16 protein-coding genes are annotated in these 13,781 nt (G+C 44.8%); 10 read left to right on the top strand and 6 right to left on the bottom strand.

The genetic code is table 11. The features are described 5' to 3' along the window. The first annotated feature begins 73 nt into the window (after window positions 1-73). The 8 genes from H150_RS0101950 (at window position 74) to iscX (ending at window position 5,691) form a co-directional block, all read left to right on the top strand. Window positions 74-523, top strand: coding sequence for an Rrf2 family transcriptional regulator (locus H150_RS0101950; protein ID WP_019957362.1), 450 nt, complete (start codon window positions 74-76; stop codon window positions 521-523). 11 nt (window positions 524-534) lie between these two features. Next, window positions 535-1,749 (top strand): IscS subfamily cysteine desulfurase, encoded by a 1,215-nt coding sequence (locus tag H150_RS0101945; RefSeq protein WP_019957361.1) that lies wholly within the window; start codon window positions 535-537, stop codon window positions 1,747-1,749. 47 nt (window positions 1,750-1,796) lie between these two features. After that, a complete protein-coding gene (iscU, locus tag H150_RS0101940) occupies window positions 1,797-2,180 on the top strand; it encodes a Fe-S cluster assembly scaffold IscU (protein ID WP_019957360.1) in 384 nt (127 codons plus the stop codon). Window positions 2,181-2,267: 87 nt separating this feature from the next. Then, window positions 2,268-2,588, top strand: coding sequence for an iron-sulfur cluster assembly protein IscA (iscA, locus tag H150_RS0101935; protein ID WP_019957359.1), 321 nt, complete (start codon window positions 2,268-2,270; stop codon window positions 2,586-2,588). Between the two features lie 33 nt (window positions 2,589-2,621). Then, entirely contained in the window at window positions 2,622-3,122 is a 501-nt protein-coding gene (gene hscB / locus H150_RS0101930) for a Fe-S protein assembly co-chaperone HscB (protein ID WP_019957358.1), read from the top strand. Window positions 3,123-3,143: 21 nt separating this feature from the next. Next, on the top strand, window positions 3,144-4,994 hold the full coding sequence (gene hscA / locus H150_RS0101925; RefSeq protein WP_019957357.1) for a Fe-S protein assembly chaperone HscA: 1,851 nt from the start codon (window positions 3,144-3,146) through the stop codon (window positions 4,992-4,994). A gap of 135 nt (window positions 4,995-5,129) precedes the next feature. Beyond that, on the top strand, window positions 5,130-5,468 hold the full coding sequence (fdx, locus tag H150_RS0101920; RefSeq protein WP_019957356.1) for an ISC system 2Fe-2S type ferredoxin: 339 nt from the start codon (window positions 5,130-5,132) through the stop codon (window positions 5,466-5,468). Window positions 5,469-5,496: 28 nt separating this feature from the next. Further along, window positions 5,497-5,691, top strand: coding sequence for a Fe-S cluster assembly protein IscX (gene iscX / locus H150_RS0101915; protein ID WP_019957355.1), 195 nt, complete (start codon window positions 5,497-5,499; stop codon window positions 5,689-5,691). Window positions 5,692-5,739: 48 nt separating this feature from the next. Here the strand turns inward: iscX and H150_RS0101910 are convergent, their stop codons facing one another. From H150_RS0101910 to H150_RS0101900, 3 genes are all read right to left on the bottom strand, one after another. After that, window positions 5,740-6,507 (bottom strand): phosphate/phosphite/phosphonate ABC transporter substrate-binding protein, encoded by a 768-nt coding sequence (locus H150_RS0101910; RefSeq protein ID WP_019957354.1) that lies wholly within the window; start codon window positions 6,505-6,507, stop codon window positions 5,740-5,742. Window position 6,508: 1 nt separating this feature from the next. Next, window positions 6,509-7,012 (bottom strand): PAS domain-containing protein, encoded by a 504-nt coding sequence (locus H150_RS0101905; protein WP_019957353.1) that lies wholly within the window; start codon window positions 7,010-7,012, stop codon window positions 6,509-6,511. Between the two features lie 282 nt (window positions 7,013-7,294). Beyond that, on the bottom strand, window positions 7,295-8,734 hold the full coding sequence (locus tag H150_RS0101900) for a leucyl aminopeptidase (protein WP_019957352.1): 1,440 nt from the start codon (window positions 8,732-8,734) through the stop codon (window positions 7,295-7,297). A 107-nt stretch (window positions 8,735-8,841) separates the two neighbouring features. Between H150_RS0101900 and lptF the strand changes: the two genes are divergently transcribed. Together lptF and lptG are read left to right on the top strand one after the other, a co-directional pair. Continuing rightward, complete coding sequence (lptF, locus tag H150_RS0101895) at window positions 8,842-9,951, top strand: LPS export ABC transporter permease LptF (protein WP_019957351.1); 1,110 nt, start codon at window positions 8,842-8,844, stop codon at window positions 9,949-9,951. Beyond that, entirely contained in the window at window positions 9,948-11,018 is a 1,071-nt protein-coding gene (gene lptG / locus H150_RS0101890; RefSeq protein ID WP_019957350.1) for an LPS export ABC transporter permease LptG, read from the top strand. The genes lptF and lptG overlap by 4 nt, the downstream gene beginning before the upstream one ends. A 63-nt stretch (window positions 11,019-11,081) precedes the next feature. On the opposite strand, the gene argF is transcribed toward lptG, so the two are convergent. The 3 genes from argF to H150_RS0101875 all read right to left on the bottom strand — a co-directional run bounded on the left by argF (window position 11,082) and on the right by H150_RS0101875 (window position 13,775). Then, window positions 11,082-12,080: an ornithine carbamoyltransferase gene (gene argF, locus H150_RS0101885; protein ID WP_019957349.1), complete on the bottom strand. Its 999-nt coding sequence runs from the start codon at window positions 12,078-12,080 to the stop codon at window positions 11,082-11,084. 12 nt (window positions 12,081-12,092) lie between these two features. Further along, window positions 12,093-13,217 carry a succinyl-diaminopimelate desuccinylase gene (dapE, locus tag H150_RS0101880; RefSeq protein ID WP_019957348.1) on the bottom strand — a complete coding sequence of 375 codons (1,125 nt, stop codon included), beginning with the start codon at window positions 13,215-13,217 and terminating at the stop codon, window positions 12,093-12,095. Window positions 13,218-13,421: 204 nt separating this feature from the next. Next, window positions 13,422-13,775: a hypothetical protein gene (locus tag H150_RS0101875; RefSeq protein WP_019957347.1), complete on the bottom strand. Its 354-nt coding sequence runs from the start codon at window positions 13,773-13,775 to the stop codon at window positions 13,422-13,424. Window positions 13,776-13,781 lie beyond the last annotated feature (6 nt).

Genomic DNA, 13,781 nt, shown 5'->3' with positions numbered 1-13,781 from the left:
ATTGGTCTTGATAATAGTTGACCAATTTAGTCGGAAATAGGATAATTAATACATATTCAAGCAGGAAAGACGTATGCGATTAACCACTAAAGGACGGTTTGCGGTTTCAGCCATGTTGGACTTGGCCTTATATGGTCAAGACAATGCGGTCAGCCTGACTGCCATCAGTGAACGCCAACACATTTCCTTAGCTTATTTGGAACAATTGTTTGTGAAGTTGCGCCGCGCGCAATTGGTCAAATCCATACGGGGTCCTGGTGGCGGTTATGTTTTAAACCGCACTACCAATGACATCAGCATCGCTTGCATTGTCAATGCAGTCGAAGATGGTTTGGATGCGACTCAATGTGGTGGCAAGGGAAATTGTCATGGTGAGGCGCCCTGTATGACCCATCATTTATGGGAAAACCTCAACAAAACCATAGACAATTACCTGAGCAACATCCATTTGGATGACTTGGTCAAACAACAACACGCACCTCAAGAACATGCGGTACGTTTTAACGCACCCACCATTAGTTAAAGAGAAAAATTATGGCTGTTCAAACTCCAGTTTATTTAGACAACGCTGCCACCACCCGTGTGGATCCTCGTGTCGCTGAAAAAATGATTCCGTTTTTGACTGAAATCTATGGCAATCCTGCCAGCTCTAGCCATGCTTTTGGTTGGGCTGCAGAAGAAGCTGTAGAAACCGCTCGTGAGCAAGTGGCAGCTTTGTTGAATGCTGACAGCAAAGAAATCATCTTTACTTCAGGTGCATCTGAATCTGACAACTTGGCTATCAAGGGTGCGGCACATTTTTACCAAAACAAAGGCAAACATTTAATCACTGTTAAAACCGAGCACAAAGCGGTTTTGGATACGATGCGTGAATTGGAACGCCAAGGTTTTGAAGTGACTTACTTGGATGTACAAGACAATGGTTTGATTGACTTGGAAGTCTTCAAAGCGGCTTTGCGCGACGATACCATTTTGGTGTCTGTGATGTGGGTTAACAATGAAATCGGCGTGATTCAAGACATCGCTGCCATCGGTGAAATTTGTCGCGAACGTGGCATTGTGTTCCATGTGGACGCAGCGCAAGCGGCCGGTAAAATTGAAATCGATGTGAATGCGGTTAAGGTAGACTTGATCAGCTTGTCAGCGCACAAAATATACGGCCCTAAAGGCATTGGCGCTTTGTATGTGCGTCGCAAACCTCGTATTCGTTTGGAAGCGCAATTGCACGGTGGTGGTCATGAACGTGGTTTCCGCAGCGGCACTTTGGCTTCACACCAAATCGTCGGCATGGGCGAAGCATTCCGCATTGCCAAAGAAGAAATGGCTGCAGAAAACGAACGTTTGTTAGGTCTGCGCAATCGCTTCTTGGAATTGATCAAAGACGTTGAAGAAGTGTACATCAACGGTGACTTAGAACAACGCTATGTTGGTAATTTGAACGTGAGCTTCAACTATGTAGAAGGCGAAAGCTTGATCATGGCCATCAAAGAATTGGCTGTTTCAAGTGGCTCTGCATGTACTTCTGCAAGTTTAGAGCCTTCATACGTATTGCGTGCTTTGGGCCGCAACGACGAATTGGCACACAGCTCTTTGCGCATCAGCTTCGGCCGCTTTACCACCATGGAAGAAGTAGAATACGCAGCTGAATTGATCAAATCAAAAATTGGCAAATTGCGCGATTTATCGCCTTTGTGGGAAATGTTCAAAGAAGGCATCGATTTGTCTACCGTACAATGGGCAGAACACTAATCATTTGATTTGGGCGGCATCAGCCGTCCTGTAAAAGGAATACCATCATGGCTTACAGCGATAAAGTAATCGATCACTACGAAAATCCACGCAATGTGGGTTCATTTGACAAAAACGACGGCAGCGTGGGTACAGGTATGGTTGGTGCCCCTGCGTGTGGCGACGTGATGAAATTGCAAATCAAAGTCAACGAAGCGGGCGTGATTGAAGACGCTAAATTCAAAACTTACGGTTGTGGCTCTGCCATTGCTTCTTCTTCTTTGATTACCGAGTGGGTCAAGGGCAAAACTTTGGACGAAGCGATGGCAATTAAAAACAGCCAAATCGCCGAAGAGTTGGCTTTGCCACCTGTAAAAGTACACTGCTCTATCTTGGCAGAAGACGCCATCAAAGCAGCAGTCAGCGACTATAAAACCAAAAACGGCAACTAAGCTGATTTTGGTAGTTTGACCTTTTACAGGACGCTTAAAAGGCGTCCTGTAACCCATATAAATGGGTAGACCTCATAAGGATGCACCATGATTACCTTGACCGAAAGCGCAGCAGCGCACATCCAAAACTTCTTGAACAACCGTGGTAAAGGCGTTGGCATCCGTTTGGGTGTGAAAACCAGCGGCTGCTCAGGCATGGCTTATACTTTAGAGTTTGCCGATGAAACCACCGAAGATGACATCGTATTTGAAGGTTTTGGCGTCAAAGTCATCACCGATGCCAAAAGCCACGCTTATTTAGACGGTACCGAATTGGATTACACCAAAGAAGGCTTACAAGAAGGCTTCAAATTCAACAATCCCAACGTCAAAGACGAATGTGGTTGTGGTGAGAGTTTCCACGTTTAAAACGTGTTTGAGTGTGTTTACAGGACGCTTTGTATGGCCATAGATTATTTTAAAATGTTTGCTTTGGACAAAAGCTATCCTTTAGATACGCAAGTATTAGAGCAAACATACCGCCGCCTTTCCACCCAATACCATCCAGATAAAACCGCACATTTGTCCGCATTTGAACAGAAACAAGCGGTGATGTTATCGGCAACCATCAACGAAGCCTATCGCGTGTTGAAGTCCCCTTTGGATCGTGCGGCATATTTGCTCAAAGAACAAGGCATCCATGCCGATGCGCCTGAACACACGCAATTTGCACCCGAGTTTTTAATGCAACAAATGCAATGGCGTGAAGATTTGGACGATGCTCAAGGCAATGAAGCCGCTTTATTGGCACTGCAAAAAGACATCAACCAAGCTTATCAAACTTTGCAACAAGACTTGTTAAACGATTTTGCCCAAGAACAATGGCAACAAGCCGCCGCACATGTGCGTGAAGGCCGCTTTATCAGCAAATTATTACAACAAATCAAACAAGCCTTACCTTAACTAAAGAACAGAACACAACTCATGGCTTTACTACAAATCGCCGAACCAGGCATGTCAGCAGCGCCCCACCAACACCGTTTGGCAGTGGGTATCGATTTGGGTACCACCAACAGTTTGGTGGCAACGGTGAAAAGTGGCAGCGCCAACTGTTTACCTGATTCATTTGGTCGCAGCACAGTACCATCGGTGGTGCGTTATGGTGAAGACATTGAAGTAGGTTATGGCGCACTCAAAGCACAAAAAATTGACCCATTGAACACCATCAGTTCCGCCAAACGTTTGATTGGTCGCCAAGTGGGTGATTTAGACCCTACTCAATGGGCTTATCGCTTCACTGACAATAACAAAATCATCGAATTGGAAACCCGTCAAGGCTTGAAAACACCGATTGAAGTGTCTTCCGAAATCCTCAAAGCGTTAAAACAACGTGCTGAAGAAAGTTTGGGCGGTGCTTTAACGGGTGCGGTCATTACTGTTCCTGCTTATTTTGACGATGCCCAACGCCAAGCGACCAAAGACGCTGCCAAGCTAGCTGGTTTGAACGTATTGCGTTTGTTGAACGAACCAACGGCAGCTGCGATTGCTTATGGTTTGGACAACCGTTCTGAAGGCACGTTTGTGGTGTTTGATTTGGGTGGCGGTACGTTTGATGTGTCGATTTTGCGCTTAGAGCAAGGCTTGTTCCAAGTTTTGGCAACAGGCGGCAACAGCGCTTTGGGCGGTGATGATTTTGACCACCGCTTGTACACTTGGTTATTAGAACAAAAAGACTTGAATGATTTAGCCGAACAAGACGCTCAATTATTGTTAAGCTTGATTCGTGCAGCCAAACAAGAATTGACCGACAGCGAAACCGCCACTTTGCGTGCCGTATTGAGTGATGGTCACGAAGTGCAAGCAACGCTTGCTCGCGAACATTTCCATGCCTTAACTCAAGACTTGGTCGCACAAACCATCGAGCCTGTGAAACAGGCTTTGCGTGATGCAGATGTCCATAAGAGCGATATCAACGGCATTATTATGGTCGGTGGCTCAACGCGCATGCCGCATGTACAACAAGCGGTGGCAGACTTTTTTGGTCAAGCGCCATTGAACAATTTGAATCCCGATGAAGTCGTGGCTTTGGGCGCGGCAATTCAAGCCAATGTTTTGGCAGGCAACAAAGCCGATGACGAATGGCTGTTATTGGATGTGACACCTTTGTCTTTGGGTTTGGAAACCTATGGCGGTTTGGTGGAAAAAGTGATTCCACGCAACTCCACCATTCCAACGGCAATGGCACAAGAATTCACCACATTCAAAGACGGTCAAAATGCGATGATGATTCATGTGGTGCAAGGCGAGCGTGAATTGGTCAGCGATTGCCGCTCTTTGGCACGTTTTACCTTGCGTGGCATTCCACCGATGGTGGCAGGTGCTGCACGCATTCGTGTGACCTTCCAAGTGGATGCCGATGGTTTATTGTCCGTGTCAGCGCAAGAACAAACCACAGGCGTACAGGCCGCTGTCGAAGTGAAGCCCTCTTACGGCTTGGACGATACAACCATCATGCAAATGTTGAAAGATTCCATGAAATTTGCCGCTGAAGACATGACCAGTCGTGCCCGTCAAGAAGCCTTGGTGGAAGCAGAAAGCATTTTGACTGCAGTGGGCGTGGCTTTGGAGAGCGATGGTGATTTGTTGAATGAACAAGAGCGTGCCGATGTCGATGCTGTGATGCAAGCTTTGCGCACTGAAACCGAATCAGGCGATGCTGCCAGCATTCGTGCCAAAATTGAACACTTAAATCATGCCACCGATGCTTTTGCAGCAGCACGCATGGACCGCAACATCCAACGTGCGTTAACCGGTCACAATATTGCCGATATTTAAACCATTCATACGCCAATATTGATACACCATACAACTAAAAAAACAGGTTACAGGTCGCTTATACAGCGTCCTGTAACACCAAATTGCTGAATTAAGAACAAGAATCCGCTTCTTGTTCCACCATTAGGAAACCACATGCCCAAAATCACGGTATTACCTCATCCTGTCTTGTGCCCTGAAGGCGCACAAATCAATAACGCCGAACAAGGTCAAACCATTTGTGACGTGTTGTTACAACACCATGTTGACATCGACCATGCTTGTGAAAAATCATGCGCATGTACCACTTGCCATGTGGTGGTACGTGAAGGTTTTAACAGCTTAGAAGAAGCGACGGACTTGGAAGAAGATTTGTTAGACCAAGCTTGGGGCTTGACCTCTTTGTCACGCTTGAGCTGCCAAGCCAAAGTAGCGGACAAAGATTTGGTGGTAGAATTGCCAAAATACACCATTAACCATGCACGTGAACACTAACAGCGTCCTGTAAAATAAGGAACCCACCATGAAATGGACTGACACCTTACGCATTGCCGAAGATTTGGCTGACACTCACGATGACATCGACCCCAAAACCATCCGCTTTACCCAATTGCGTCAATTGGTTTTGGATTTGCCTGATTTTAACGATGATCCCGATCGTTGTGGTGAAAAAATCTTAGAAGCGATTCAACAAGCTTGGATAGACGAAGCCGAATAAAAAAACGTGCCCAATGGCACGTTTTTTTATTTTCATTATTCTCAATACTCAAATTTGCAAAGTGTCGACCAAATCGATTAAAAAATCAATGTCGCTGTTGTCGTTTAAAATACGCCATTTTCTAATATTAATATCTTGCAACATGCCTTGATAGGTATTGCCATTCAAATCATTCAAAATATTCTTCAACGGTTCTAATACAGTCGGATATTGAGGTGATAACAACAACACATGGCTTAATACCTCAACATCGTCTTTCATCGTTTGCACCAATGGGCGTACTGATTTGCGCAAAGTAGCACTCCAAGAGTGATACACATCTGTTGGCACAAAAGCCAAATCCACCGTACCATTCATCAAATATTTGACGGCTTGCAAATGATTTTGCGCTGTTTGCATGTCAATGTGATCGGCATCAATGTCTGCACATTCTAATAAAATCAAACCCAATTGCTGCACTTCTGGACTATCAACACAAGCAATCGCATGATACTCATCATGCATATCGTCCATACTTTGCCATGGCTCATCTTCTCGACACAATACCATCACTTCGGTGACATCATTTTCAGGTCTCGCCACCACTTGAAAATGCTTTTGCTGTACTAAAAAACTACAATCGGCAGCACTGGCAAATACCAAGTCCAAAGCATCATTTTCTAAGCCTTGGCGCAATTGTCCAAAATTTTCATACGTTGTAATATTCAAACGTACTTGTAGTTGTTTTTGCAAATAACGCAAAAAAATATGCCAACCTGATAAATAATCTGGATGTACATCGGGAGCAATCGCAAAACGCAAATGAATGTCACTCATTTCAAGACACCTTTGTATATTGACTAATGAATGTTTCCATTTCTAAAATTTTAGCCCGCGCAGGTTTGCGTCGAACCGAAGTATAGGCAACGATTTTACCATCACGATAATTGGGATTGACCGAAGCATAAACCCAATAATAACGACCATCTTTACGCAAATTTTTCACATAACCAAACCACGATTGACCACTTTGAATCGTTTGCCACATCTGACTAAACACACTATTTGGAATATCTGGATGACGTAAAATGCATTGCGGCGCACCAATTAACTCTTCTCGCTCATAAGCAGAAATATCAACAAAAGCTTGGTTGGCATGGGTAATCACCCCATTCAAATCTGTTCTAGAAACAATCATCCGGCCATCAGGATACGGCACTTCCTCATCTAAAACCCATAGTTTTCTTTTCTGACCATTAGAAAACTGATGAACATATTCATAAGGATGAGAATCTGCAATCACATCATCTAAAGACATGTCTTGCCACAAATAGTTGTTCATGACATTTTCCTTTTGCTTATTAGAATAATTTTCTGTAAATATGCTAAAAATACTCAATGAAAGTATTATTACAATTTTATCAATAATTTAAATAACATTTTCCACAAGGCATATGACTGCGACAAGGGTTACCAAACGAAAAATACATTTCACTCAGCAGGCAAAAGCATGCCAAAAATAAAGGAACGCGTTTTAATCTAAGACAAGCTTTCCACATAAAAAAAGCCTATATTCAATCAGAATATAGGCCTATCAAGACTTCATTGATTTATATCAAATCTATTATTTCTCAGCTTGTGCACGCAAATAATTCAACAACAACGGTACAGGACGACCACTTGCACCTTTATTAGCACCACTAACCCAAGCCGTACCTGCCACATCCAAGTGTGCCCAAGAATAGTTTTCGGTGAAATAAGACAAGAATGTGGCTGCGGTAATCGTGCCCGCACCAGGAGTACCAATATTGGCCAAATCAGCAAAATTGCTCTTCAATTGGTCACGATATTCTTCAAACAAAGGCAATTGCCACACACGATCATTCACATCTGTACCAATTTGTACCAATTCATCTACCAATGCTTGATCATTACCCATCACACCACTGACTTGGTGACCCAATGCCACAATACAAGCACCCGTCAACGTGGCGACATCAATGACTGCTTTAGGTTTGAATTGCTCTGCATAAGACAGCGCATCGCACAAAATCAAACGTCCTTCGGCATCGGTATTCAATACTTCAATGCTAATGCCATTCATTGCTTTGACAATATCACCAGGTTTCACTGCGCCACCTGAAGGCATGTTTTCACAAGTTGGTACAATGGCTTTCAAATTAATCGGCAAATTCAACTCGGCTGCAGCACAGAATGTTGCAATCACAGAAGCCGCACCGAACATATCATATTTCATTTCATCCATGTTGGCGCCTGGCTTTAACGAAATGCCGCCTGTATCAAAAGTAATGCCTTTACCAACCAACACATACGGCTGTTCATTGGCATCTGCGGCGCCATTGTGCGTCAATTCGATCAAATAAGGTGTTTCAACACTGCCTTTGGCCACAGACCAAAATGAACCCATACCCATGCTTTGGATGGCAGCTGCATCATGTAACACCGCTTGTGCACCTACGGCTTCAGCATGGGCTCGGGCTTGCTCAGCCAAGAATGTTGGTGTGCAAATATTGGGTGCTTGATTGCCCAAATCTTTGGCAAATGCCATCGCTTTAGCCAAAACCACCGCTGTATTCAAAGCGGCCTGTAAGCTGTCATCTGCCAAAAATTCAACTTCTTGTAAAGACACTGCTTTGGCATCGCGTTTGTGTTCGTCAAAACGATAAGCCGCTTTGTCAAATGCCAATACCAAAGTTTCCAAGCACTCTGCGCCTTGCTCAGCGGTCAAAGCAGTCAAATCCACCACAGCGTGGCTGGCTTGACGCTCTTCAAAATACTGTGCAATTTTGACAGCTTGTTTTTCAATTTTGGCACGTGTGGCATCTGCCGTCACTTGCAACACTGCCATAGGTACTAGCGTTGCATCTACCATAGTCAAATTTACGACACTGTCTACCGCCGCATCTGCATCTAAAGTATTTTGCAATGCATTCAATACTTCAGCATACGCTACCGCTTCTTTTTTATCGCCTTTTACTGTGACCTGAACATAAGCCGATGCTGGTTCTGGCTGATTTTTTTCGCTATTTATGCTAAATTTCATATCATTTATCTCCAAATTTTGGCTAATAGAAGTCTATGCCGTCAAACCACTTTATTGTACCTGACGACAACCTCTAAAACCATGCCAGTTAGGGCAAACAGCTCATTATGATTTATCAACGCAAATTTATAAAAGAACTCTCTTACACCGCCATAGGTATATTTTTGGTGTTGTTGGCGATTTTATTGTGCACGCAAGTGGTCAACTTACTTGGACGTGCCGCAGACGGCCGTGTCGCCATCGATGCCGTCGGTGCTTTGATTGGCTTTTGGATGGTTGGTTTAACGCCCTTATTGTTAATTCTAACGGTCTTCATCAGTTTGTTAACCGTATTAACCCGTTATTGGCGTGACAGCGAAATGGCAGTATGGCGCGCAGGTGGCTTGTCTTTGCACAGCTGGCTCAAACCTGTGGCATGGTTTGTCGTACCCTTTGCTTTATTGATTGGCGGCTTGACCTTGGCGGTATTGCCTTGGGCAGAAAGTCGCAGCCAAGAATACGCACAAATTCTCAAACAACAACAAGCTTTGTCTATGGTCGAGCAAGGTGTGTTTCGTGGTATTGGGGATCATCGTTTGTATTTCATCGAAACATTCGACAGCGAAGCAGGCATTGCCCAAAACCTATTCATCCGTGAACAAATGGAAGATGGCAAAAGTGCGGTCATCACCGCACAATCTGGTAATTTCAACATAGACCCACATGCCACTGAACGCTCTTTACAATTGCTCAATGGTCGCCGCTATGTCGGCACACCGGGACAAGCCGATTATGAAGTGGTGCATTTTGCACAATTGGATTTATTGCTAAAAAATGACATTGAGCCCATTACAGCCAGCACCGCTCGCCAAGCCATTCCAACAATGACGCTCCTTGGCAGTCATGAGCCTCGCCATCAAGCAGAATTGATGTGGCGTTTGTCCCTGCCTTTAACCGTATTGGTGTTAGGTCTGCTATCTGTGCCTTTGTCACATTTTAATACCCGCTCAGGTCACAGCTACAATTTGATTGCCGCAGTGGGTCTGTTTTTAGTGTATCAAAACGGTTTAACTTTACTGCGCCGTGCGATTGAAGATGGTTTACCATTCTGGGTTGGCTTTTTACCGATGCACATTTTCATGATGGCATTGGCTTGGCTGATGTTGCGTTATCGAAATCAACCTAATGGCGCATTTTGGCCGACTTTAAAAGCCGCAGTGAAAGGAAACCGCGCATGAGTTTATTGACCCGCTACCTACTCAAACGCTTGGGCTCCATGACACTATTTAGCCTGATTGCTTTATTGGCTTTGTATGTGTTTTTTGATGTTTTGAATGAAAGTGCCGATTTGGGCAAAGATGGTTATAGCGTAAGCAACATGCTTGTCTATGTTGCCTTGCTCATTCCTGCGCACATTTACGAATTGTTGCCTTTGGCGGTGTTGATTGGCGGCTTGATTGCTTTATCAGGCCTGGCTAACAGCAGTGAATTGACGGTCATGAAAGCCAGTGGCATTTCAACCAAACGCTTTGTCACCATCTTGCTTGGATTTGGCATGGTGTTTGCCATTTTGACCGCTGTTTTGGGTGAATGGCTCGCCCCGCAAACCCAACAATGGGCTGAGCGGGTCAAAAACCATGCCCAAAGCAAAGATGCGCCCGTTGGACAGTCAGGTGTTTGGATTAAAAATGAAGGTCGCTATGTCAATTTTGGTGAGTTATTGCCTGATTTAAGTGTGCGCGATTTCACCATTTACAGCCACAACGCTGATTACCAATTGACCCAAACTTTGTATGCCAAACAAGCGAAAAATTTAGGCAATGACCAATGGCAATTGACCGATGTCGCCATCACTGATTTACAACCCAACAGCAGCAAAGCCTCTAAACAAGCGCAATTAACGCTGGCTTTGCAAATCGATGACAATGTTTTGAACGCTTTGCAAGTCAAACCAGAACAAATGTCTTTGATGGCTTTGGGCAATTACATTCAACATTTGAATGCCAACCAACAACAATCTGAGCGTTATGAAATTGCATGGTGGCGCAAACTCACGTATCCGATTGCCGCTTTGGCGATGGCCTTGATTGCCTTGGCATTCACGCCGCAAAACACGCGCCGCAGCAACACCACTTTGAAATTGTTTGTCGGCATTTTCATTGGCGTGGCATTTCACTTTGCCAATCGTTTTTTTGCTTTCAGCGCTCAGTTGTACAATATCAACGCAGCAGTCGCTGCCGTATTGCCAACATTGTTATTCTTGATTGTTGCCATTTATTGGATACGCCGCCAAGAACGCCGTTGATACACATGTGCTATTTTAAGCGTCCTGTAACATTTACAGGACGCTTAAAAACAACCATCAAACTTATTGTGACAAAGTCGCTACCATAACAGCCTTAATCGTGTGCATGCGGTTTTCCGCTTGGTCAAATACCACAGCGGCCTCGCTTTCAAACACATCATCGGTCACTTCCACGCCCACCAAACCAAATGTTTCTTCAATCCAACGACCCACTTTGGTTTCATTGTCATGAAAAGCGGGCAAGCAATGCATAAATTTCACATTGGCATTGCCTGATGCGCTCATCAATTCACGGTTCACTTGATAAGGTTTGAGCAAAGCAATGCGCTCTTGCCACGCCGATTCAGGCTCACCCATAGACACCCACACATCGGTATGAATAAAATCCACGCCTTGCACAGCGGCCTGTAAATCTTCCGTCACCAATACATGCGCACCGCTTTGTGCCGCCAAAGCCATACAATGCGCTAACACCTCAGCGCTTGGCTGCAAGGCTTTAGGTGCTGCAATGCGCACATCCATACCCATCAAACAACCGACTTCAAGCAAAGAATTGCCCGTATTGCAACGTGCATCGCCTGTGTACACAAACGAAATTTCATTCAGAGGCTTGGTAGAATGCTCTTGCATGGTCAACAAATCCGCCAACATTTGTGTTGGATGCCATTCATCTGTCAAACCATTGTAAACAGGCACGCCAGCGTATTGCGCCAACTCCTCCACAATCTCTTGACCAAAACCACGATACTCAATCGCATCATACATGCGACCCAACACGCGCGCGGTGTCTTTGATGCTTTCTTTGTGACCGATTTGGCTGCCAGTGGGGCCCAAATACGTGGTCGTAGCACCTTGATCGGCAGCGCCTACTTCAAAAGCACATCGGGTACGAGTCGAGGTTTTTTCAAAAATCAACGCCACGTTTTTGCCACGCAAAGCTTGTGTTTCAGTACCGTTTTTCTTAGCCGCTTTCAAGTCTGCCGCCAAACTTAACAAAGACAAAACTTCAGCTTGTGAAAAATCCGCCAACTTCAAAAAATGTTTACCATACAAAGAAGACATTTACACTTTCCCTTAAACTGCCAAAGACACCAACATACGTTGGTAAATATTCGATAATGGCTCAATATCGGCCACATTCACATGTTCATCAATTTGGTGAATGCTGGCATTGATTGGGCCCAATTCAATCAACTCTTTTGCAATGGCTTTGATAAAACGGCCATCAGAGGTACCGCCTGTGGTAGAAAGCTCGGCGCGAACACCACATTCGGCCGCAATCGCCGCTTGTGCCACTTCAGTCAAGCGGCCTGCATCGGTCAAAAATGGTTGACCTGACAAAGACCACGCCAATTCGTATTGGATATTGTGCGCATCCAAAATGGCATGCACACGCTGTTTCAATTGCTCTGCCGTCACTTCGGTACTGAAACGGAAATTGAATTTCACATTCAAGCTGCCCGCAATCACATTGGTAGCACCTGTACCGCCGTTAATATTGGAAATTTGAAAACTGGTCGCAGGAAAATATTCATTGCCTTCATCCCACACTTCACGCGTCAAATCCGCCATTGCAGGGGCAAATGTGTGCACAGGATTAATCGCCAAATGCGGATAAGCGATGTGACCTTGCTTGCCAATCACCGTTAAATTGCCCGATAAGGAACCGCGACGACCGTTTTTGATGGTGTCACCCAAAACCGTACTGCTCGTTGGTTCACCCACAACACAATAATCAATCAGTTCGCCACGCTCACGCAACACATCCACCACTTTGGTCGTACCATCGTGTGCATCGCCTTCTTCGTCAGAAGTGATGAGCAATGCAATACTGGCAGGGTAATCAGGCTGATCGGCAAGCAAACGCTCACATGCCGTCACAAAAGCGGCAATGCTGGTTTTCATATCCGCCGCACCGCGACCGTACAATTTGCCGTCACGCTCAATCGGTAAAAATGGATCAGAAGTCCATTGCTCCACAGGTCCTGTTGGTACCACATCTGTGTGGCCTGCAAAGCAAATCAACGGGCTTTGTGTGCCAAAACGCAACCACAAATTATCGGTTTCACCAAAACGCAAACGCTCAGCCGTAAAGCCAAGCGCTTCCAATCTGTTTATCAATACTTGCTGGCAACCTTCGTCCGCAGGCGTCACCGAAGCTCTTGCCATCAATTGTTTGGTTAATTCTAAAGTACTCATCACTGTCTTTATCGTCATCATTGCTCACGCAAACCCAAGTCAAAATATACTTTTGCTTGCACACTTTTACCTCTTCTAAAGCTTACATGATTTTATTCACTTGATAAAGAACAAACCCAAGCAGAACATACAAACCTGAGTGACATACCAATCGCTCGCCAAACGGCATGAAAAATCTTTTGTTCACTATGGCATCACTTGGATTTAAATTTGTTGGGGTAACCTCCGTGTAACCATTTCAACACCTTTTTGTTGACCATTTTCTTTTAAGATACGCCCCACTTTTCGCAATGCCGACAAAGCAATGCTGACATTCATCACACAAGTAATCGTTTGTAATAACAGCAAATTGATTTGCACCAACGTCCCTAATGCCAATAAATATCCCGCAATACTCACTAAACCAAACGCAAACAAAACATAATTCAAAGCCGCAACCACATGGTAAAACGTGATACTGCCTCGATTTGCAGATGTAGATTTCAAATAACGGCGACTGCTCATCAGCCCACTGATGGCACTGACGATGCTCATACCCAACCATATTAACCACATCATTCTCAC

The sequence above is a fragment of the Vitreoscilla stercoraria DSM 513 genome, from assembly GCF_000382305.1.
GTDB lineage: Bacteria > Pseudomonadota > Gammaproteobacteria > Burkholderiales > Neisseriaceae > Vitreoscilla > Vitreoscilla stercoraria.
This window is presented reverse-complemented; position numbering and strand designations above follow the sequence as displayed.